The organism is Kitasatospora sp. NPDC018619, from assembly GCF_044391605.1.
Lineage (GTDB): Bacteria > Actinomycetota > Actinomycetes > Streptomycetales > Streptomycetaceae > Kitasatospora.
Genome location: NZ_JBISAI010000009.1, coordinates 146,699 through 167,796 on the forward strand (window position 1 = coordinate 146,699; position 21,098 = coordinate 167,796).

At 75.2% G+C, this 21,098-nt stretch carries 19 protein-coding genes and 1 pseudogene; 10 read left to right on the plus strand and 10 right to left on the minus strand.

Going from position 1 to position 21,098, the window contains the following annotated elements:
• Window positions 1-598: 598 nt before the first annotated feature.
• Window positions 599-1,315: a sigma 54 modulation/S30EA ribosomal C-terminal domain-containing protein gene (locus tag ACH5AR_RS16540; RefSeq protein WP_396302268.1), complete on the plus strand. Its 717-nt coding sequence runs from the start codon at window positions 599-601 to the stop codon at window positions 1,313-1,315.
• Between the two features lie 84 nt (window positions 1,316-1,399).
• On the opposite strand, the gene lpdA is transcribed toward ACH5AR_RS16540, so the two are convergent.
• Window positions 1,400-2,806, minus strand: coding sequence for a dihydrolipoyl dehydrogenase (gene lpdA / locus ACH5AR_RS16545; RefSeq protein ID WP_396302111.1), 1,407 nt, complete (start codon window positions 2,804-2,806; stop codon window positions 1,400-1,402).
• A 267-nt stretch (window positions 2,807-3,073) separates the two neighbouring features.
• Window positions 3,074-4,741: a M28 family peptidase gene (locus tag ACH5AR_RS16550; protein WP_396302112.1), complete on the minus strand. Its 1,668-nt coding sequence runs from the start codon at window positions 4,739-4,741 to the stop codon at window positions 3,074-3,076.
• A 152-nt stretch (window positions 4,742-4,893) separates the two neighbouring features.
• Here ACH5AR_RS16550 and ACH5AR_RS16555 point away from each other — a divergent pair, with 152 nt between their 5' ends.
• The 7 genes from ACH5AR_RS16555 to ACH5AR_RS16585 all read left to right on the plus strand — a co-directional run bounded on the left by ACH5AR_RS16555 (window position 4,894) and on the right by ACH5AR_RS16585 (window position 10,455).
• Window positions 4,894-5,070 carry an antitoxin gene (locus ACH5AR_RS16555; protein WP_359820001.1) on the plus strand — a complete coding sequence of 59 codons (177 nt, stop codon included), beginning with the start codon at window positions 4,894-4,896 and terminating at the stop codon, window positions 5,068-5,070.
• Window positions 5,071-5,289: 219 nt separating this feature from the next.
• The gene (locus ACH5AR_RS16560; protein ID WP_396302113.1) at window positions 5,290-5,880 is read left to right on the plus strand and encodes a TetR/AcrR family transcriptional regulator; all 591 of its coding nucleotides are present in this window, start codon (window positions 5,290-5,292) and stop codon (window positions 5,878-5,880) included.
• A gap of 237 nt (window positions 5,881-6,117) precedes the next feature.
• Window positions 6,118-6,699: a PadR family transcriptional regulator gene (locus tag ACH5AR_RS16565; protein WP_396302114.1), complete on the plus strand. Its 582-nt coding sequence runs from the start codon at window positions 6,118-6,120 to the stop codon at window positions 6,697-6,699.
• A 208-nt stretch (window positions 6,700-6,907) separates the two neighbouring features.
• On the plus strand, window positions 6,908-7,786 hold the full coding sequence (locus ACH5AR_RS16570) for a class I SAM-dependent methyltransferase (RefSeq protein WP_396302115.1): 879 nt from the start codon (window positions 6,908-6,910) through the stop codon (window positions 7,784-7,786).
• Window positions 7,787-8,117: 331 nt separating this feature from the next.
• A complete protein-coding gene (locus ACH5AR_RS16575; RefSeq protein ID WP_396302116.1) occupies window positions 8,118-9,005 on the plus strand; it encodes an oxaloacetate decarboxylase in 888 nt (295 codons plus the stop codon).
• Window positions 9,002-9,316, plus strand: a complete 315-nt coding sequence (locus ACH5AR_RS16580; RefSeq protein ID WP_396302117.1) for a hypothetical protein — start codon at window positions 9,002-9,004, stop codon at window positions 9,314-9,316. The genes ACH5AR_RS16575 and ACH5AR_RS16580 overlap by 4 nt, the downstream gene beginning before the upstream one ends.
• 152 nt (window positions 9,317-9,468) lie before the next feature.
• On the plus strand, window positions 9,469-10,455 hold the full coding sequence (locus tag ACH5AR_RS16585; protein WP_396302118.1) for a bile acid:sodium symporter family protein: 987 nt from the start codon (window positions 9,469-9,471) through the stop codon (window positions 10,453-10,455).
• A 310-nt stretch (window positions 10,456-10,765) separates the two neighbouring features.
• Here the strand turns inward: ACH5AR_RS16585 and ACH5AR_RS16590 are convergent, their stop codons facing one another.
• The 3 genes from ACH5AR_RS16590 to ACH5AR_RS16600 form a co-directional block, all read right to left on the minus strand.
• On the minus strand, window positions 10,766-11,167 hold the full coding sequence (locus ACH5AR_RS16590; protein ID WP_396302119.1) for a hypothetical protein: 402 nt from the start codon (window positions 11,165-11,167) through the stop codon (window positions 10,766-10,768).
• 228 nt (window positions 11,168-11,395) lie between these two features.
• Entirely contained in the window at window positions 11,396-12,463 is a 1,068-nt protein-coding gene (locus ACH5AR_RS16595; RefSeq protein ID WP_396302120.1) for a TIGR03617 family F420-dependent LLM class oxidoreductase, read from the minus strand.
• 122 nt (window positions 12,464-12,585) lie between these two features.
• Entirely contained in the window at window positions 12,586-13,296 is a 711-nt protein-coding gene (locus tag ACH5AR_RS16600; RefSeq protein WP_396302121.1) for a TetR/AcrR family transcriptional regulator, read from the minus strand.
• Between the two features lie 108 nt (window positions 13,297-13,404).
• On the opposite strand from ACH5AR_RS16600, the gene ACH5AR_RS16605 reads away from it, so the two are divergent.
• Window positions 13,405-14,946 carry a carboxylesterase/lipase family protein gene (locus ACH5AR_RS16605; protein WP_396302122.1) on the plus strand — a complete coding sequence of 514 codons (1,542 nt, stop codon included), beginning with the start codon at window positions 13,405-13,407 and terminating at the stop codon, window positions 14,944-14,946.
• 62 nt (window positions 14,947-15,008) lie between these two features.
• Here the strand turns inward: ACH5AR_RS16605 and ACH5AR_RS16610 are convergent.
• A pseudogene (locus ACH5AR_RS16610) lies at window positions 15,009-15,705 on the minus strand (IS982 family transposase); the annotation flags it as partial.
• A 74-nt stretch (window positions 15,706-15,779) separates the two neighbouring features.
• Window positions 15,780-16,460 (minus strand): type 1 glutamine amidotransferase domain-containing protein, encoded by a 681-nt coding sequence (locus ACH5AR_RS16615; protein ID WP_396302123.1) that lies wholly within the window; start codon window positions 16,458-16,460, stop codon window positions 15,780-15,782.
• Window positions 16,461-16,639: 179 nt separating this feature from the next.
• On the opposite strand from ACH5AR_RS16615, the gene ACH5AR_RS16620 reads away from it, so the two are divergent.
• The gene (locus tag ACH5AR_RS16620; RefSeq protein ID WP_396302124.1) at window positions 16,640-17,551 is read left to right on the plus strand and encodes a LysR family transcriptional regulator; all 912 of its coding nucleotides are present in this window, start codon (window positions 16,640-16,642) and stop codon (window positions 17,549-17,551) included.
• Between the two features lie 70 nt (window positions 17,552-17,621).
• Here ACH5AR_RS16620 and ACH5AR_RS16625 read toward each other — a convergent pair whose 3' ends face one another.
• The 3 genes from ACH5AR_RS16625 to ACH5AR_RS16635 all read right to left on the minus strand — a co-directional run bounded on the left by ACH5AR_RS16625 (window position 17,622) and on the right by ACH5AR_RS16635 (window position 21,053).
• Window positions 17,622-18,455 carry an ABC transporter permease subunit gene (locus tag ACH5AR_RS16625; protein WP_396302125.1) on the minus strand — a complete coding sequence of 278 codons (834 nt, stop codon included), beginning with the start codon at window positions 18,453-18,455 and terminating at the stop codon, window positions 17,622-17,624.
• A complete protein-coding gene (locus ACH5AR_RS16630; RefSeq protein WP_396302126.1) occupies window positions 18,452-19,522 on the minus strand; it encodes an ABC transporter ATP-binding protein in 1,071 nt (356 codons plus the stop codon). The genes ACH5AR_RS16625 and ACH5AR_RS16630 overlap by 4 nt, the downstream gene beginning before the upstream one ends.
• 103 nt (window positions 19,523-19,625) lie before the next feature.
• Window positions 19,626-21,053: an RtcB family protein gene (locus ACH5AR_RS16635; RefSeq protein WP_396302127.1), complete on the minus strand. Its 1,428-nt coding sequence runs from the start codon at window positions 21,051-21,053 to the stop codon at window positions 19,626-19,628.
• Window positions 21,054-21,098 lie beyond the last annotated feature (45 nt).

A 21,098-nucleotide genomic window follows, 5' to 3' on the forward strand; every position in this document is an offset into this window, starting at 1 on the left:
CACCTATGTTTTCCCCCCCCCCCCCCCCCCCCCCCGGCGCCGCCCGCGCGGGGGGGGGGGGGGGTGTGGGGGGGGGGGGCGCCGCGGCGGGGGGGGGGCGGCGCGCCCCCCCCGCCACCGGCCCGGCCACCTCGACCAGTCGACCGTGCGGGAACGGGGAGGGCTTCGGGTACGCGCCCGGCTGGTCAGCCGCCGCCCCCGTCACCAGCGAGGCGGCCGGTGCGCCGAGCACCACCACCGGCTGCAGCGCGGACGCCGCGAACGCCACGTACCCGGCAGGTCAGCCGGGGTGCCCGGGCTGCGGGCAGGGAGTGGCAGGCCCGGCACGCCCACCACGTTCGCGGCGCACCCGCGAAGACGTCGCCGCGACCGCTGCGACCGCCGCCGGCAGCACGCCGCGTTCCCGACCCGGGGCCCCGGGTCGGGGGAACGGCGCCGCGCCCCCGGCCCGTAGCTTCCCCGCCCGGCCCGCCCGCCCCGGGCGGCGGGCGAGGTGGGGCCGTTGGGCCCTGGCCGCGTGGCCGGGGGCCGGGGATCCTGGTCGCCGGTATGCGCCGGTTGGGAGTGGAAGGGCCTGGGGATGGGCGAGTTGGTCACAGTGAGGGCGTTCGAGGGGCTGACCGGCGAGGTCCTAGCCCAGGCGCGGGCCCGGGTGGCGGCCGCGGCGGCGGCCCCGGGGGCGGGCACGCTGGTGGAGGCCCTGCGGGTGCGGCTCGCGGCCGTGGCCGGGGGCGTGCTGGCCCAGGTGAACGCCGAGGTGGACGGCCGGCGGATCCGCGTCCAGGAGGCCGCGGCCGGGCTGGGCGACTCGCTCGACCGGGTGAGCGACGCGCTGCGGGCCAGGATCAGGGCGGTCACCGGGGCCTGGACACCGCGCCCCTGGCCGGGCCACCGGGCGGGGGCCCCCACCGGGCCGGACGGCGGGCCCGTCCAGGCGCTCCGGGTGGTCCGCCGCAAGGAGCCCGCACTGGTGTGGTGCTCGCCGGAGGCCGCCGCCCGGACGATGGACGCGATGGACTACGACATCCACCTGTTCACCGACCCGGCGACGGAGACCGACGCCGTGGTCTACCGGGTCGGGCCGACCGGTTACCGCCTCGCCCGTACCGTCCCCGCCGGGCCGGCCGGCCGCCGGACCTCGCCGATCACCCTCAGTCCGTACGGCGCGCCGCGGCTGACGGAGCGCCAGGCCGTGGACCGGCTGGCCGGCGCCGAGCTGCCGTTCCTGTTCTTCGCACACCCGGGCACCGGCCGGGGCCGGGTGCTCTACCGCCGCTTCGACGGCCGGCTCGGCCTGATCACCGGGCGCGCCTGACCGCCGTCGCAGGCTTCGCCGCGCCGGCGCCCCCGCCGGGCGGCTGCCCGACGGGGGCGCGGCGCGGTGCGCCAGGGGCGGGCGTCACATGTTGATCATGTGACCGGCGAGGCCGTGGATGGCCTCCTTGACCGCCTCGCCCAGGGTCGGGTGGGCGTGCACGTTGCGGGCCACCTCGTGGACGGTCAGGTCCCACTGCTGGGCCAGCGTCAGCTCCGGCAGCAGTTCGGTGACCTCGGGGCCGATCAGGTGGGCGCCGAGCAGCTCGCCGTACTTGGCGTCGCTGATGACCTTGACGAAGCCGACCGGGTGGCCGAGGCCGTGCGCCTTGCCGTTGGCGGTGAACGGGAACTTGGCGACCTTGACGTCGTGCCCGAGCTCGCGGGCCTGCGCCTCGGTGTAGCCGAAGGAGGCGATCTGCGGCTGGCAGTAGGTGGCGCGCGGGACCATGGCGAAGTCCACCTCCATGGTCTCCGCCCCGCCGATGGTCTCGGCGGCGATCACGGCCATCGCCTCGGCGGCGTGCGCGAGCATCAGCTTGGCGGTCACGTCGCCGATCGCGAAGATGTGCTCGACGCTGGTGCGGCCGCGGCCGTCCACCGCGATGGCGTTGCGGTCGGTGAGCTTGACCCCGGTGTTCTCCAGGCCGTAGCCGTTGACCCGCGGCGCGAAGCCGATCGCCTGGAGCACCTTGTCGGCCTCCAGCACCTGCTGCTGCCCGTCCTTGGTGACGGTGACCCGGACCTTGGCGTTCGGGTCGCTGTCGTCGATCGACTCGACCCGGGTGGAGGTCAGCACCTCGATGCCCAGCTTGCGGTACTGCTTGGCGAGTTCGGTGGAGACCTCGACGTCCTCCAGCGGCACCATGCGGTCCAGGAACTCGACGATGGTGACCTTCACGCCGTAGTTGTGCAGCACGTAGGCGAACTCGACGCCGATCGCGCCGGCGCCCGCGATGATGATGCTCTCCGGCAGCTGCTCGGTGAGGATCTGCTCCTCGTAGGTCACCACGCGCTCGCTCAGGCTGGTACCGGGCAGCAGCCGCGTGGTGGCGCCGGCGGCGATGATGCAGTGGTCGAAGGTCACGACGTCGAAGCCGCCGCTGCTGAGAGCGACCTGGAGGGTGTGGTCGTCGACGAAGGTGCCCCAGCCGTCGTACTCGGTGATGCCGTTCTTCTTCATCAGGTAGTGGACGCCCTTGACCCGGCCGTCGGCCACCGAGCGGCTGCGCCGGTACGCCTCGCCGAAGTCGAAGGTCACCTGGCCCTCGACCTTGATGCCGAAGGTCTTGGCCTCCTTGGTGAAGATGTGGGCGAGCTCGGCGTTGCGCAGCAGGGCCTTGGAGGGGATGCAGCCGACGTTGAGGCAGACGCCGCCCCAGTACTTGGCCTCGATGACCGCGACCTTCAGCCCCAGCTGGGCCGAGCGGACGGCGGCGGTGTAGCCGCCGGGGCCCGCGCCGAGGACGACGACGTCGTAGTGGGTGCTCATGATGCTGACTCCTCCGGGGATGTCACCGTGTCGTGATCTCGGTCCCATGGTGTCAGGACCGGACCCGGCGCACCCACCGGGTCCCGGCGGGTGCGCTGCGCGGGGCACCGTACCGGCCTGCGGCCGGATGTGTCAGTGGCCTCCGCTACGGTGACCGTACCCCGGAGCCACCAGGGGCGGTGAGGGAGGGAGGTCGCGGATGGAGCGGTCCCGTACGGCGGTCGGGTGGGCCCGCCGGCCGGCGGCGGCGGTGGGCCCACCCGGGCGTCAGGCCGCCACCGCGTGGCTGCGGTCGCTGCCGCTGCCGCCGGTGCCCGCCGCGCCCGCGCCGGGAGCCGCCTTCGCGGCCGGCGCCGGGGCCGGGACGGGCCGGTGGAGCGAGGACAGGTCCCAGGCGTAGGTGCCGACGGCGTTCGCGATCACGTCGATGTTGACGTCGAAGACGCCCATGTCGATGTTGCCCAGGTCGTCGCAGGCCTGGTGGTAGCACGGGTCGTACGCGACGCCGGCCGTGCCGCCGTATCGCGCTGCCTGCGCCGGGGACTTGACCTTCTCGGCGCCCGTGTCGGTGCCGCCCGCCGGGATGCCCGCGTCGATGAACGGGCCGTAGTCGGAGCGGCCGTCGAACAGGGTCGGGTCGTGCGGCAGGCCCCGGCCGTCCAGGTAGCCGTTGATGTCCCGCTCCAGCTGCGCCGAGCCCTCGGGGCCCGCGTCGCCCCCGGCACTGCCGGAGCCGTTGTAGACGAACTGCGCGTAGTTGGGAGAGGCGATCATGTCGAAGTTGAGGTAGAGGCTGATCTTCCTGCGCTCCGCCTCGGAGAGGGAGCCGACGTACTTCTCGGCGCCCTTGAGTCCGAACTCCTCCGCCGACCACCAGGCGAACCTGACCTTGTTCTTCACCGGGTGGACACCGAGGTTCCTGGCCACCTCCAGGATTCCGGCCGTGCCGGAGCCGTTGTCGTTGATGCCCGGGCCCTCGGGGACGGAGTCCAGGTGCGCACCGACCATCACGGTGTGGTCCGGGTCGCCGCCGCGGGTCTCGGCGATGACGTTCCAGGTCCGGCGCTGCTCCATGAAGGTGCGGATGTCCAGGCTCACCCGGACGGGCCCGGCGGCGGCCTCGGCGGCCAGGGCCTCCCCCGCGGCCCGGCTGATCCCGCCGGTCGGGATGCGCCCCACCGTCGGGTCGGTGAGCGTCCCGTTCAGGCTGCCGTCGATGTTGTTGTAGATGATCGCACCGCTCGCACCCGCGGCGGCCGCCGCGGCCTGCTTCTCGGCGAACGAGCAGCCACCGCGCCGGATCAGGGCGATCCTGCCGGTGAAGGCGCCTGCGGGGTAGTCGGCGGGCGTGCAACCCGTCGCGGCGGTGACCGGGGCGACCGCGAGGTCCGCGGTCAGGCCCGCCTCGGGGCCGCTCACCGAGTAGGTCATGGCGATCACCGGTACCGACTCGCCCTTCGGGGAGAGCACGTCGAGGTGCTCGGAGCGGGGCTCGAAGTAGGTGTAGACGAACTCCTGCTTGGACACCTTGAGACCGGCCCGCCGGGCCTGCTCGTAGACGTACTGCGCGGACTGGTCGTGCCCCTTCGAACCGGCCGCCCGGGTACCGCCGTTGCGGTCCGCGATCAGCTGGAGCGCGGCCAGCGTGGCCCTGGCGTCCCGGGCGCTGCTCGCGTCGACCAGACGGGCGGCCAGCTTGGCGCCCTTGCGCGCCGGGTCCGGGTCGGCGGCGGCGCTCCCGGCGCCGGCCAGCAGCAGCGGGGCGACCAGGGCGGCGACGGTGAGCGTGGCGCCCGCGCCTCGCCGGGCGGCGGCGGTGCGCGGGCGCCCCGGGGAGGCGGGGTGGTCGAGTGGGGCGGGGCGGTCGAGTGAGGCGGGGCGGTCGAACGGGGCTGGGCGGTCGAACGGGGAGGTGGAACCACGGGTGCGCAGCATCAAGGCAACTCCTTCCGACGGGCCGTGAGGTCCTGATTGGACATGATCGGAATCCCGTTGCCAAGCCTTTACGCAGACCTTGCGGGATGCGGACCGACGCGAGCGCGGCGATATTGGAGGGGTGGGGGCGTCCCATCCAGGAGTGTGACCAGATGTCCATGATGGATAAGCTCAAGAACCTGCTGAAGGGCCACGAGGACCAGGCCGACAAGGCCGTCGACAAGGCAGGAGACGCCGTCGACCAGCGCACCCAGGGCAAGTACAGCGGGCAGGTCGACGCCGCCCAGGAGCAGCTCAAGAACCGGTTCCGCGACCAACCGCCCCAGTAGCGGGGCACGGCGGGGCGCCACACCCGGCGCCGCCCGACCGGCTCACCGCCCCGGTCCGGCCACCCGGCCGGGCCGGGGCTCGGCGTTCGCCGCACCGCCGTCGCCGCCGTCGCCGCCGTCGTGGCCGTCGCCGTCGTCGTCCGTGCGGTCGATGCTGTCCGGGCGACAACACAAGGGCGGGTAGACACTGTCTACGAGGAACTGGTAGACAGTGTCTTCATGACCGGACAGGAACAGGACCTACGGGCCCGGCTGGTGGCCGCGGGCGTCGAGCTGCTGGCCGAGGGCGGCGTCCAGGCGCTCGGCCTGCGCGAGATCGCCCGCCGCGCCGGGGTCTCGCACGGCGCCCCCCGCCGCTACTTCCCCAGCCACCGCGAACTGCTCGCCGCCATCGCCCACCAGGGCTTCGGCAGGCTCACCGACACCCTCGCGGGCGCCGACGCCCTCACCGCCGCCACCGGCGCCGACGCGCGCACCCGCCTCGACACGCTCGCCCGCGCCTACCTCGGCTTCGCCGCCGCCAACCCCGGTATGTTCGAGCTGATGTTCCGGCACGACCTGCTGGAGGGCAGCGGCCTCGAACTGCGCCGTACCACCCTGCCGCTGTTCCTCACCTTCGTCGGGCTGGTCTCCGAGGTGCACCCGCGCTGCGACGACCCGGCCGCCGTGACCGCCGCCCTCTGGTCCAACCTGCACGGCCTCGCCCAGCTGCGCACCTGGGGCAGCCTGCGGCTCATCACCGGCGACGACTCGGTCGAGCCGCTGCTGCGCACCGCGCTGGACGCGCACCTCGGCCCGACGCCCAGGTGAGGCCGCGGCGCCGGGAGGAGTGGGCGCCGGCCCAGCTGGCCGCGCATGACTCCCCCTCCTCTCGCCGTGGTGCTCGTTCGCGGCCGGGCAGGCCGGGGCCTGCCCCCGCTCCGCCGGGTCGGGTCGTTTCGGGACGCCTATCGCCGTGTCTCTAATAGAGGTGCATCGTTTCGAGTCATCTCGACAAGAGGTAAGATGACCGTCCGCAGGGCGCACTCCGACCGAAGGGCTCCAGCCGTGTTGACGCTCGCGATCCTCGGCTTCCTGTACGACCAGCCGCTGCACGGCTACGAGCTCAAGTCCCGGATCGCCGGGCTGACCGGCCACGTCCGGCCGGTGAGCGACGGCGCGCTCTACCCCGCCATCGCCCGGCTGGAGAAGGCCGGGCTGCTGCACCGCCGCACCGAACCGGGCAGCGGGGCCACCCCGCGGCAGACGCTGGAGCTGACCGCTCCGGGGCGGGCCGAGCTGCTGCGCCGACTGGCCGATCCGGAGCAGACCGAGATCACCGACCAGATCCGCTTCTTCACCGTCACCGCCTTCCTGCACCACCTCGCCGACCCGTCCCGGCAGGCCGCCGTGCTCCGTCGCCGGCTGGCCTTCCTGGACGCGCCGAGCAGCTTCTTCTACGACGGACCGGGGCAGCCGGTGACCGCCGAGGACGAGCCGAACCCCTTCCGGCGCGGGATGCTGCTGGTCGCCCGGGCCTCGACGGCGGCCGAGCGGGCCTGGCTGTCCGAGACCGTCACGGAGCTGGACCGGGCAGCCGACGCGGGAGCCTCCGGCGCGCCGGAGGGTCCGCAGCTCTCCGGACGCTAGAGCCCGCCGTGGGCAGACCGGGCGATCCCGGAGCGAAGACGAAGGCGCGCGCCCCTGCCGAACGGGGGAGCGAAGAACTGCGTTCAGGCCGTTCCACACCTGGCTCTCCCCGGCCCCTTCGTCGCTATGATGATCCGCCTCACGTCCTCGGCATCCCCTCCGTGGCCGTGACCCGCCACCGCGCCCCGCCGTCCCCCTGGAGGCCGCCGTGTCCACGTCCGATCCCGCGGTCGAGGCCGCCGTCCACTCCGCGCCGCTGAAGCGGGACGACATCCCGGGCTGGTTCTTCAGCCTGGACCGAGCGGCCTTCAGCCACCTGCTGTCCGCCCAGACCGCGGCCGGCGTCACCGGGGACATCCTGGAGCTCGGCAGCTACCTCGGCCGCAGCGCCGTCCTGCTCGGCGACCACCTGCGGCCCGGCGAGCGGCTGACGGTCTGCGACCTGTTCGACTCCGAGGCGGGCGACGCCGCGAACGCCGCCGAGATGGACATGTCCTACCGCAGGACCCTCACCCGCAGCGCCTTCGAGGCCAACTACCTCGCCTTCCACAGCGAGCTGCCGGAGATAGTGCAGGCCCCGACCTCAGTACTGGCGGACGGCCGCATCCCGGCGGGCAGCTGCCGCTTCGTGCACGTCGACGCCTCGCACCTCTACGAGCACGTCGCCGGGGACATCGCGGTGGCCCGCGCCGTGCTGGGCGAGCACGGCCTGGTCGCCCTGGACGACTACCGCTCCGAGCACACCCCCGGCGTCTCCGCCGCCGTCTGGGAGGCGGTCTTCACCGGCGGGTTGCGGCCGGTCCTGCTCACCCCGATGAAGTTCTACGGCACCTGGGGCGACGCCGCGGCCGCCCGGGAGGTCCTGCGCGAGCGCGACTGGCAGGCCGAGGGGTACACCGTGGACGAGGACGTCATCGGGGGCACCCGGGTGACGCGCCTCAACTACCGGGTCAAGGCGCCGGTCGAGCGCTCCGCCCCGCGCCGACTGGCCCTGGAGCTCCTGCCGCCGGTCGCGACCAAGGCGACCCGCCGGGTGCTCAGGACACTGCGCGAACGCCGCGCCGTCCCCCCGCTCCCGAGCGCCTGAACCCCGCCCGGCCCCCTCTCCCCCGCCGGAGCCCGCACACCCGCCCCCGCATCCGACCCCGCGCACACCCGCCCCCGCGCACACCGGGGCCCGCCCCATCGGGCGGGCCCCGGTTCCGTGTCGGCCCGGCATGCCCCGAATGGGCATCGCTCTCACTAATGCGAATGCCATATTTTCGGCTGTTCTTTTTGTCGCCGACGCTTCACTCTAACGAGGGAACATCTCTTAAAGATTTGCCCACGGAACATTAAAGGCCGCATAGTGATGACACCTCAGTTCGGTCTGGTCGACACCAAGTTCAGGCAAAGTCATCCCCCGTAAGGAGAAGACCTTGTTCCACGGAAACACGGCATCGGACAACCCCGGCCGGCGGCTGCGCGCGGAGATCGCGGGCCCGGGGACGACGCCGCTGATCGGCGTCTACGACATGTACTCGGCCTCGATCGCGGCCGAGCACTACGACGGCATGTTCGTCTCCGGCTTCGGCTTCGCGGCCTCCTACTACGGGCTGCCGGACATCGGCTTCATCGCCTGGCCCGACATGGTGGGCTTCGTCGAGCGGCTGCGCGGGGCCTTCCCCCGGCACCACCTGCTGGTCGACATCGACGACGGTTACGTCGATCCGGAGGTCGCCTGCCACGTCGTGCGCAGGCTCGAACGGATCGGTGCGTCGGGCGTGATCCTGGAGGACCAGAAGCGGCCGCGCCGCTGCGGGCACGCGGACGGCAAGCTGGTGCTCCCGCTGGAGGAGTACCTGGAGAAGCTGGAGCTCGTCCTCGCCAACCGGACGGACCTGGTGGTGGTCGCGCGCACCGACGCCACCGAGGAGGACGACATCCTGCGCCGGGCCAGGGCGCTCGCCGCCACCGACGCCGACGTGGTGTTGGTGGACGGCGTGCGCAGCGAGGACTGGATCCGCCGGATCCGCCGGGTGGTGGGCGACAAGCCGCTGCTGTTCAACCAGATCGCGGGCGGCAAGTCGCCCCGGCTCTCGCTCTCGGAGCTGTCGGCCCTGGGGGTGGACGTGGCGATCTACAGCACCCCGTGCCTGTTCGCCGCGCACCGGGCGATGGACGAGGCACTGGCCGAGCTGAAGAACGCCGACGGGCGGCTGCCCACCCCGCTCGGGGGGCTCGCGCAGGTCGGCGTACGGGAGTCCACCGAGTTGCTGGAGCGGAACATCTCGCGCTCCCGCGGGCTGACGGCGGTTTCGGCATGAGCGCCGGGCAGCGGGTGCCCGTCCCGCCCTCCCCCGCCGCCCTGCGGGGAGCCCTGCTGGGCCTGGCCGGGGCCTGCGCCCTGGTCGCGGGGGCCGCGGCGCCCGCGGCGGCCGGCAGTGCGCTCATCACGGTCGTGGACAACTCGCACGCCGACTCCTGGCTGGAGGTCGACCGCACGGCCAACCTCCAGAACGGCAGCGGCTCCGCGGGCAGCGACCACGACGGTGCCGGTTCGCTCGTGGGCGGGCTGCTCGGCCCGGGCTCCTCCTCCGGGCCCTCGCTCCGCCCGGCGGCCGGAGGCGGCCCGTGACCGACCGCCTGACGCGCCCGGAGCAGCCACCAGCGCTCCGGGCGCCCGGGGAACACGCGCCCCGGGGACGCACGCCGGGGGAACGAGCGCAGGCACCGCACGGTCCCCGGGCCCGCGCCCGGAGGCTGCTGCCGCGCTGGCTGGACCCGTACATGGCGGCGCTGGCCGGGACGGTCGGGCTGGCCGCGCTGTTCCCGGCCTCCGGCGCCTCGGCGCGGGTCGCCGGGGCGGCCTGCGACCTCGCGGTGGCGCTGCTGTTCTTCCTCTACGGTGCCCGGCTCTCCACCCGCGAGACACTGGCCGGGCTGCGGCATCTGCGGCTGCACGGGCTGGTGCTGGCCGCCACCTTCCTGCTCTTCCCACTGCTCGGCCTCGCCACCGCACTGCTCACGCCCGTCCCGCTCACCGGGCCGCTGCAGACCGGGGTGCTGTTCCTCTGCCTGGTGCCCTCCACCGTGCAGTCCTCGGTGGCGCTCACCGGCGCCGCCGGGGGCGACATCCCGGCGGCGATCTGCGCGGGCACCTACTCCAGCCTGGCGGGGCTGGTGCTGACGCCACTGCTGGCAGCCTGGCTGCTGGGGGCGCAGACCGCGCTGTCCGCCGACGGGTTGCTGCGGATCGGGCTACAGCTGCTCGCGCCCTTCCTGCTCGGGCAACTGCTGCGGCCGTGGCTCGGCGCACCGCTGTCCCGGCACAGACGGGTGCTCACTCCGGTGGACCGCGGCTCGATCCTGCTGGTCGTCTACACGGCGTTCAGCGCGGCGGTCTCCCAGGGCATCTGGGGCCTGGCCACCCCGCCGGCACTGCTCGGGCTCCTCGCGGTGCTGCTCGCCCTGCTCACCGTCGCCCTCGCGGCCACCGGGCTCGGCGCCCGGCTGCTGGGGCTCGACCGGCCGGCCACCGTCGCGGCAGTGCTGTGCGGTTCGCAGAAGAGCCTGGCCAACGGGCTGCCGATGGCCACCGTCCTGTTCGGGGCACAGGCCGGACTGATGGTGCTGCCGCTGATGCTCTACCACCAGCTCCAGCTCATCATCGGCACCGTCCTGGCCGGCCGCTGGTCGCGGGTGGCGGCGGGCGCCGCGGCCGGCACCCCAGCGGCCCCGCTCACCGGTCCGGGCGCCCCGCCGGCACCCGGCTGATCCCCGGCGCAGCCTGGCCGAGGAGCCATCGGCCGGTTGCGGCCGGGGCCGAGGTCCCCGGTGCGGAAGTCCTCGGGTGCATGCGCGGGGCGAGCCCGGTCCAGAGCAGCCCGGTGCCGCCGGAGGTGCCCGATGCCGGTGCTGGTGAAGCCGCCGGCCGCGCGGTGGGCGGCGGCGGCCTCGGCGCCGGTGGGCGCGGCCGGCCCGGCCTCCAGGACGAGGACCCGTCAGCCCCGCGCCCCCAGACGGTGGGCGACCAGTGTGTCGGCGAAGCCCGCACCGTCCACCACCGCGCCCCAGCGCGCGCTCGTCAGCCCTCGGTGCGGTGGCCCTCCGCCGGGTGGCCCTCGCCCTGGTGGCCATCGGCTCCGCGGTCGTGAGCCGCGGAGCCGGGCGGGACGGCGTGGAAGGTCCGCCAGACCAGTCCCTGGTCGTGCGCGCGGGCGGAGGAGGGTGCCTCGCCCGGCCAGGCGCCGACGTACCAGAGGTGGACCAGGGCGTGCTCGTCGCGCACCCGGTGGGCCAGGGTGGTGCGGTGGTGCTCGTCCGCCATGCCGGTGGAGCACAGCTCGGGGACGTCGAAGCCGGTCAGCTCGGCGCAGACGCGCAGGAACTCGTCCAGGTCGGCCAGGGCGTCGACGTAGGTGTTGGCGACGGGGTCCCAGCGCTCGGCCAGGTCGTAGTCGGCCGGGCGGTCGTCGGACACGGACACGCGGGCACCCCCACGATCGGCAACGGGCGGCCGGGGCATGACAGGCCGCACGGCGTAACGCACCGTACGGCACGACAGGCCCCGCAGGGCGGCGGGCCCGGGACGCCGGCCGCACCGTTCGGCCCTGCCTGCCACCGCGATCCTGCCGCCCGACCTTACCTCCGGAAACGCGTTGCCCGAATCTGCCCGGACTTCGTCACCCCGTGCCCGGTCGGCTGCCCATCCCGATCACCCGGCGTCCGCTTCCGGCCGGCCCAGCGCCCGTACCGCCGCCAGCACGTCCAGGCCCAACTCCGGGTCCGCGTCCTCGGGCAGGCTGACGGACAGCCGGGTGACCAGGCCCGCGTACCGTCGGTGGATCTCCCCGGCGACCTCCTCGACCGACCCGCAGACCGCGAAGGCGTCGAACACCTCGTCGTCGATCAGCGCGGCCATCTCCGCCCACCGCCCGCGCACCGAGTGGGTGTGCAGCTCCTCCTGGAGCCCCTCCCAGCCGTGCTGGGCCAGCACCGGGCGATAGGCCGGCGTGGAGGCGTAGAACGCGAGCCGCTCGCGGGTGGCGGCCCGGTTGGCCGCCAGCTCCTCCTCGGTGCGGCCGGTCGCCGTGAGCACATTGCCGACGATCTCGAACGGCCGCTCCGTCCACGCGGCGCCCTCCGCCTCCGCCCGGTTCCGCTCCTCGGCCAGCCCCGGCAGCACCTGCTCGGCCAGGTAGGCGGCGGAGGAGAACGGGTGGCTCAGGAAGCCGTCGGCCACCGCCCCTGCGGTCCGGGTCATCAGCGGCCCGACGCCCGCCAGCAGGATGCGCGGCACCCCGGACGGGACCGGGTCCGGGGAGAACACCGGAGTCATCACCGTGTGGGTGTAGAACTCGCCCCGGAAGCGCAGCCGTTCGCCGGTCTGCCAGCTGTGCCAGATCGCCCGCACCGCGTGCACGTACTCGCGCATCCGGGCGGCCGGACGGTCCCAGGGCATCCCGAAGCGCTTCTCGATGTGCGGCTTGACCTGCGAGCCGAGCCCGATGACGGCCCGTCCGCCGGAGGCCGCGTGCAGCCCCCAGGCCTGGTACGCGAGCGTCATCGGAGTCCTGGCGAAGGCCACCGCGATACCGGTGGCCAGCTCGATCGACTCCGTCCGGTCGGCCGCGCGGGCGAGCTGGAGGAACGGGTCGTACGCGGTCTCGGCGACCACCAGCCGGTCCATGCCCCGGCGTTCGGCGCGCTCGGCGGCGTCCAGGATGCCGGCCGGGTGCCCGGAGGCGGTGGCGTCGAGGCGGAGGGCGGCGGGTCGGTCCATGGCGGTGCTCCTGGTCGCGGACGGCGGTGCTACCCGGGTAGCCTGCCACGCCCCGAGCCGCTCCCCCGGTCGCGCCCCACGCCGCGCCCCAGCCCGCTCCACCGGGCCGGCCACCGCCGCGCTCACCCGGCGCGGACGGCCCCCTCGGCACCGCCCTCGCCGCCTACAGCACCCTCGCCGCCCTCGCCGCCTACAGCACCCTCGCCGCCCTCGCCGCCCACAGCGCCCTGGCCGCCCGGCAGCGCGAACAGCCGCTCCAGGTGCCCGTCGACGGCCGTGACCACGGCCTCGGGCCCGACCACGCCCAGCTCCAGCAGCGTGCTGAACCCGGTGAGCGCGAGCAGCAGGTCCGTCTCCACCGCCGGGTCGCGGTCGGCCGCCAGGTACCCGTCGGCGACCGCCTGCCGGAGCACCTGCTCGACCATCCCCCGCCCCTGGAGCAGACCGCCGCGCGCCCGCGCACGGACCTCCTCGTCGTGCAGCGCCTCCAGCACGTAGGCGGCGCTCATCCGGCTGGTCGCCCGCGCGTCGGGGTGCAGGGGCAGCAGTTCGAGCAGCATCGCCCGCAGCACGCCCCGCGGGTGCGGCCGCTCACCGAGCGCCTCCAGCGCCCGGCCGACCCGCAGCGCGCTCTGCTCGGCGGAGAAGTCCATCGCGAAGGAGAGCATCTGCGCCCGGGAGCCGAAGTAGTGCTGGAGCTGCCCGAGCGAGATGCCGGCCTCCTGGGCGACCTCCCGCATCGTCAGGTGGGTGGTGCCGCGCTGGTCGACGACCCGCCACAGCGCGCGGGCGATCGTCTCACGGCGTTCCCGGTGGTCGACCTGCTTCGGCATCGGCGGCTCCTCGGACTCGTTCCGCATCCGGCGGGGTCTTTTTTCATACGCTTGACATAATACACCTGACCTATACCGTGGGAACCCTTCCGAGGGAGGAGCATCCACATGTCGGAGCAGCCCACCATCCGCACCACCGAAGGGCTCGTCCGCGGCCGCTGGCAGCCCCGGCACGCGCCGGAGCGGAGCCCGGAGCAGCCCCCGGAGCGGGCGGGCGGGCGGGGCCTCGCCGTCTTCCGCGGGATCCGCTACGCCCGGCCGCCGGTCGGAGCCCTCCGCTTCGCCGCCCCCGCCGCGCCCGAGCCCTGGGACGGTGTCCGCGACGCCACCGCCTTCGGCCCCGTCGTCCCCCAGTCCGGGCCGATGCCGGCCGAGGGCACCGAGCCCTCCGACGCCACCGACTGGCTGACGCTCAACGTCTGCACCCCCGATCCGGGCGCGGCCGGGCTGCCGGTCCTGGTCTGGATCCCCGGCGGCGGGTACATGGCCGGCACGGCCGGCGACCCGCTGTACGACCCGACCGCGCTGGCCTCCGCCGGGCTGGTCGTGGTGAGCGTCAACTACCGCGTCGGCGCCGAGGGTTTCGCCCTGCTGGCGGGCGCCCCGGCCAACCGGGCCTTCCTCGACCAGATCGCCGCCCTGCAGTGGGTGCGGCGCAACATCGCCCGGTTCGGCGGGGACCCGGCCCTGGTGACCGTCGCCGGGCAGTCCGCCGGCGCGGGCTCGGTCGCCGCCCTGCTGACGATGGACCGGGCCCGCGGCCTGTTCCGGCGGGCCGTCGCCCACAGCGTGCCCGGCAACCACTGCACCCCGGCCCTGGCCGCCGAGGTCACCGCCGAGCTCGCGAAGCTGCTCGGCACGGCGCCCACGGCCGCCGCACTGGCCGAGGTGCACCCCTGGCGCCTGGCCGCGGCGGTCACCGAACTGGGCACCGCGCTGCCCGCCCGCCTGGACCGCTGGGGCCGGCTGGCGCAGAGCGGCATCGCCACCGTTCCGGTGGTCGACGGCGAGGTCCTGCCGGGCTCCCCGTGGTCGGCGCTCACCGGGGGCGTCGACCTGCTGGTCGGCCACACGCGGGACGAGTTCCGGCTGTTCGCCGTCCTCAGCGGCCGGCGGGGTGCCTTCACCGAGGAGGAGGCCCGGCTCTCGCTGGAGCTGTTCGCGCCGCCGCCGGACGGCCCGGAGGCCTACCGGTCGGCCCTCCCGGGGGCGACGCCCTCCGAACTCCTGGAGGCCGTCCTCTCGGACGCCCTGTTCCGGGTGCCGTCCCTGCGGCTCGCCGAGGCCAACGCTGCCGCCGGCGGCACCTCGCACCTCTTCGAGCTCGCCCTGCCCGCCCCCGGGCTCGGCGGCGTGCTCGGAGCCTGCCACGGGCTGGACGTGCCGCTCGCGTTCGGCAGCCTGGACGCCCCGACGGCGCGGCAGTTCCTCGGCGACCCGCCCCCGCCGGAGGTGGTCCGGGTCTCGGCGGAGCTGCGGCAGGCCTGGGTCCGGTTCGCCACGACGGGAGACCCGGGCTGGCCCGCCTTCGACCCGGACGAGCAGCTCACCCGGGTCCTGGACGCCCGCTCGCAGACCGTCCGCTATCCCGAGCAGGCCGCCCACCGGATCTGGGCAGGACACCCGCTGACCGCCTACGACCTGCGCTGACCGCGGCCACCGGCCCGCGCGGCGGCCCGACGGCCGTGAGCGCACGACGGCCGGGCGGGCGCAGGGCCGTGAGCACGTGACGGCCGGAGGCGGGGTCGGCCAGTGGTGCGGTTGTGCCAGATCGCGCAGGTCATGGCCAGGAGCCGCTGGCCGACCCGGGCGCCGACGCCTTCGACGGTGCGACCGCCGTGCTGTTCGAGGCCGAGCCACGGGTTCGGTCTCGAACAGCACGGCCGGGGCCTCACGCTCGCCGACCTTCGGGCCGGCCAGGGCCCAGGTGACGGGCAGCCCGGCCGGAGTGCGGACCAGGTGCACCTTCAGGCCCCGGAACCAGTGGGAATGCGAGCGGCTGTAGCCGTAGCCGGCCCACCCCGCCAGTGCCGAACGGCGCACAGTGTCGCGCGAGCGCCCGCACTCCACCGGTGTCGAGTCGGTGGTCCACACCGGGTCGGCCCACAGGTCGGTCGCCTTCGCCAGGTCCCGAAGGGCCTGCTGGAGCAGCGGTCGGGCGGCGCGCAGGCGCTTGTCGTAGCCGGGCCGTTCGGGCAGGTTGGCAAACATGCCGCGCAGACGGGCACGGGCGAAGCGGATCCAGCGCGCTTCGGAGTGGAACCCGAGCAGGGCCTGGGCCACGGCCAGGCAGACCAGCTCGGAGTCCGTCGGCAGCGGTGGGCGACCCAACCACCGTGTTCGAGGCAGGTGATCATCGATCGGCACGTAGAGTGCCGTCAGGAGGGTGCCCAGCTCTTCGGTCGTCACAACCCGATGCCGGACACCCTTCCTGCACGTCCGGAGCAGAACCAGCAGACCCAGCCGCCTTCGGAACTACTCGTCTAGGCCGCCGGGACGTCCAGGAGCTTCAGCAGCTCGGTGGCCACCAGGGCCGAGGAGGCCGGGTTCTGACCCGTCACCAGGTTGCGGTCGACCACCACGTGCGGCGCCCAGGGCTCGCCCTCCTCGAAGTCCGTGCCCAGCTCGACCAGCCGGTCCTGGAGCAGCCACGGCGCCCGGTCGGCCAGACCGGCCTGGGCCTCCTCGGCGTTGGTGAAACCGGTCACCCGGTACCCGGCGAAGGGCGAGCCGCCGCCTTCGGCCAGCGCCGCCAGCAGCGCGGCCGGGCCGTGGCAGACCACCCCGAGCGGGCGCCCGGAGGCGAGCGCCCGGGTGAGCAGCCGGCCCGAGTCGGGGTCGACCGCCAGGTCCTCCATCGGGCCATGGCCGCCGGGGTAGAACACGGCGTCGTAGTCGGCCGGGTCGACCTCGGCCAGCACCCGCGGCTGCCGGAGCTCGGCGATCCGCTCCAGTTCCTCGGCCATCGCCGGGTCGGTCAGGCTGGCGCCGTCGGCGACCGGGACGACGCCGGCCGGGGTGGCGACGGTGACCCGGTGGCCGGCCTCGGTGAAGGCCCGGTACGGGACGACCGCCTCCTCGGCCCAGAATCCGGTCGGGTGGGCGGTGCCGTCGTCGAGGGTCCAGAACCTCGCGCCGGTCACGACGAACAGGATGTCGGCCATGGGGTGTGCCTCCAGGGGGTGCCGCGGTCCGGGCCGCGACGGTCCGGCCGCGGCGCTCACGCCGTCGACGCTAGACGCGCCCGGCCCGCCCGGACCAATGGGCCACGCGATGGGAGGCATCGGGATCCCGATACCTCACCCGGACCGGCCAGCCATCGGAATCCCGTAGGCTCGCCCGTATGAGCGATCGGCCGACCGCCGGCTCCGGCCCGCTGGACCTCCATCAGCTGCGGACCTTCCTCGCCGTGCACCGGGCGGGGTCCTTCACCGCGGCCGCGCACCTGCTGGGCCTGTCCCAGTCCACGGTGACGGCGCAGATCCGGGCGCTGGAGCGGCGGCTCGGCCGGGAGCTGTTCGAACGCCGGGCGCGCGGGGTCAGTCCGCTGCCGTACGCCGACGAGCTCGCCGGGCGCCTGGCCGTCCCGCTGGACCAGCTCGCGGCCCTCGCCGACGGGCGCGGCGGCGGCGTGCCGGAGCCCGTCCACCTCGCCGGGCCGGCCGAGTTCCTCGGCACCGTCCTGCTCGCGGGGCTGGCCCCGCTGGTCGCGCAGGGCGTCCGGCTGAGGGTGACGGCCGGGCTGACCGACCCGCTGCTGGCGGAGCTGCGGGCCGGCCGGTACGACCTGGTGGTCGCCACCCGGCGGCCGCGCGGCCGGACGCTGCTCGCCGATCCGCTGGCCGACGAGGAGTTCGTCCTCGTCGCGGCCCCGGTCTGGGCCGAGCGGCTGGCGGGCCGGGAGCTGCCGGACGCGCTGGCCGAGGTCCCGCTGCTCAGCTACGCCGAGGACCTGCCGATCGCCCGCCGCTACTGGCGGCACGTCTTCGACCGGCGGCTGCACGCCCGGGCGGCCGTCACCGTGCCGGACCTGCGGGCGGTGCTCTCGGCGGTGGTGGCCGGCGCGGGCTGGAGCGTACTGCCCGGCTACCTGTGCCGGGCCGAACTCGCCTCCGGGGCCCTGCGGTTGCTGCACGAGCCAGCCGATCCGCCGATCAACACCGCCTACCTGGTCCGCCGCCCGGCGGCCTCGGCCGACCCGCACGTGGCCCTGGTCCGGGAGCACCTGCTGGCCGCGGCCCGACGCTGGGGCTGACGGCGCCGCACGCGGGACCGCCAGGCCCCCTCGGACCGCCAGGCCACGCCTCAACCCGCCAGGCCACGCCTCAGCCCGCCAGGTCCCGCCGCTCCAGCAGCCGGAAGGCCGCCGCCAGCCCCAGCAGCCCCACGCCGAGCAGCACCCCGAAGGCCGCCCAGGGCACCCCGCCGTGGCCGAGCACGTCGCCCGGCGCGTAGTAGTGGAACGGGCTGAGGTAGCGCAGCGGCCTGGCCGGGGACCAGGCCAGCGCGACGAAGTTGAGCGCGAAGCCGACCGCGCCGAAGGCGACGGCCGCCCCGACCACGTGGGCCCGCCGCCGGCTGACCGCGGAGACCGCCAGCACCGGCCCCGTCAGGCAGAACGCGAGCGCACAGCCGAGCAGCCCGGCGGTGAGCACCGCGCTCTCCGGGAGGGCCGCGCGCAGCTTCCCGGAGCAGGCCACGCCGAGCACGAGGGTCAGCGTGGCGGCGGCGTTGAGCAGCACCGAGGCGGCCACCAGCGCGCCGGTCCGCTCGGCGAGCAGCCGGCGTCGGGAGACCGGTCGGGTCATCAGCAGCTCGATGGTGCCGGACTCGACGTCGGCCGCGACGGCGGCGGCGCCGAGCGAGCCGATCACGGTGAGCTGGAGGGCGATCCAGAACGGGTGGGTGAGCCCGGCGCCGAGCAGGCCGGGGTAGCTGGCGATGGAGACGTCCCCGTTGGAGCCGCTGAAGGCCTTGAACGCGCCGGGCGGGGTGCGGCGTTCGCCGAACAGGTCCCCGGTCGGCACCGTCCCGGCGATCACCACGATCAGCGTCTCGAAGACGACCATGCCGAACAGCAGGGAGAGCAGCATCCGCCGGCGCCGGTGCAGGGCGAGCCAGACCAGCGGCAGGCGGCGGTCGACGGTGCCCGGGTTCACCGGCGCTCCCCCTCGGAGCCGGTGGCACCCTCGGCGCCGTTCGGGCCCTCGGTACCGGTGGCACCCTCGGCGCCGTTCGGGCCCTCGGTGCCGGCGCAACCCTCGGCGCCGGTCGAGGACTCCGCCCCGACGGACCGGTAGAGGTCGAGGAAGGCCTCGTCCAGGCCCGCCTCCTCCACGGTCAGGTCGGCCACCGGCTGCTCGGCGAGCAGGGAGCGCACCGCGGCGACCACCTCGTCCGGCGGCACCAGCAGCTCGACCCGCGGACCGTCCCAGCGCGGGGACCACCGCTCGGCGGCGCCGAGCGGCCGGGCGCCCCGCCCGTCGCCGAGGACCAGGCGGACGCGGCGGGCCCGGGCCTGGCGCAGCTCGGCCACCGAGCGGACGGTGACCAGCCGGCCCTGGCGGACGATGGCGACCCGGCCGCAGGTCCGCTGCACCTCGGGCAGCACGTGGCTGGAGAGCAGGACGGTCCGCCCGGCCGCGGCCTCCTCGGCGAGCAGTTCGTAGAAGGTCTCCTGGAGCAGCGGGTCGAGCCCCTCGCTCGGTTCGTCCAGCACCACCACCGGCGGCCGGTGCTGGAGCGCCTGGACGAGCCCGAGCTTCTGCTTCATGCCGCGCGAGTACTGCCCGACCGGCCGGGCCAGGTCGGCCCGGGAGAGCGTCAGCCGCTCGCACAGCTCGCGCCGGCGCGGCACCGGCGCGCCCTGGAGGGCGGCGAGCAGGTCGAGGGTCTGCCGCCCGGTGAGCTCGGGGTAGAGCCGCAGCTCGCCGGGCAGGTAGCCGATCGACGGGGCGAGCCGGCCGTGGTCGGCCACCGGGTCCAGGCCGAGCACCCGCACCCGGCCCTCGGTGGGGCCGAGCAGGCCGACCAGGCAGCGCAGCGTGGTGGTCTTGCCGGCGCCGTTCGGGCCGAGCAGGCCGAAGACCTCGCCGGCCTCGACCGTCACGTCCAGCCCTTCGATGCCGACGGTGGCGCCGTAGCGCTTGGTGAGCGACCGCAGCTCGATCACCGGGCCGTCCCCGGTGCCCCGGCCGTGGACCGTCGGACGCGGGTTGCCCGGCATGGCCACCTCCTGTGACGGGTGCGCTCCGGAGCCGGAGGCGTCCGACATCCAAGCGCGTCCGGCCGGGCGAGTCGAGGGACGCGCCCGGGCCGGCCCCGCGAACTCACCCCTTGCACACCCCCAGCGGCACCAGCCGGGCGACCGGCCGGGCGAGCCCGACGGCCGCGGTGACGGCGGCCACCGCGTCGACGTCCTTGTACGCCTCGGGGGTCTCCTCGGCCAGCGCCCGCCAGGAGGCCGGCCGCACCGCGACGCCCCGCGTCTCCAGCTCGTCCTTCAGCTGCTCGCCGCGCACCGTGCGCAGCGCCTGGTGGCGGCTCAGCACCCGCCCGGCGCCGTGGCAGGCGGAGTGGAAGGCCTCGTTGCCGGGCAGGCCGACCATGACGTACGAGGCGGTGCCCATGGTGCCGGGCACCAGCACCGGCTGCCCGGCCGCGGCCAGGTCGGCGGGCAGGTCCGGGTCCCCCGGGGGCAGTGCCCGGGTGGCGCCCTTGCGGTGCACGCAGAGCGTCCGGAGCTCGCCGTCCACGTCGTGGGTCTCCAGCTTGGCGAGGTTGTGCGAGACGTCGTAGACCAGCTCCAGCCCGACGCCCAGCACGGTGGCGAAGGCGCGGCGGGCCGCCTCGGCGAGCAGCTGCCGGTTGGCCCGGCCGTAGTTGGCGGCGGCGGTCATGGCGCCCAGGTAGGCACGGCCGCGCGGGGAGTCGACCGGGGTGCAGGCGAGCTGGCGGTCCGGGAGCTCGATCCGGTGGCGGTCCAGCTCGCGGTCCATGGCGCGCACGTGGTCGGTGCAGACCTGGTGGCCGAGGCCGCGCGAGCCGCAGTGGATCATGACGCAGACCTGGCCGGGCCGCAGGCCGAAGGCGGTGGCCGTCCGGGTGTCGTGCACCCGGTCGACGGCCTGCACCTCCAGGAAGTGGTTGGCCGAGCCGAGGCTGCCGACCTGCTGCAGGCCGCGCTCGACGGCCCGGGTGCCCACCTCGCCGGGGGCCGCGCCGGGCAGCACCCCGCGGTCCTCGCACCGCTCCAGGTCGCGCGGCACGCCGTGGCCGTGTTCGACGGCGTAGCGGGCGCCGCCGAGCAGGAGCTCGTCCAGTTCCTCCGGTCCGGACAGCCGCCACAGCCCGCCCCGGCCCAGGCCGCGCGGGACGGTGCCGTCCAGCAGGTCCATCAGCCGGCCGATCCGCTCCCGGTCGAGTTCCTCGCGCCCGACGCCGGCCGCCAGCAGCCGGACGCCGCAGGAGATGTCGAAGCCCACTCCGCCGGGCGAGACCACCCCGCCCCGCCCGACGTCGGTGGCGGCGACGCCGCCGATCGGGAAGCCGTAGCCCCAGTGCACGTCGGGCATGGCGTAGGAGGCGCGGACGATCCCGGGCAGCGCCGCGACGTTCGCCACCTGCTCCAGCGCCCTGTCCCCGGCGGCCTGCGGCAGCAGCGCGCCGCTCGCGAACACCACGCCGGGCACCCGCATCGGCGGGCGCGGCTCGATCCGCCAGCGGTGCCGGCCGGCCTCGGCCAGTACGATCTCCACCTCGATCACCCCGCTCTCGCTCACCCCGCTCGGCCCGCCGCCCCG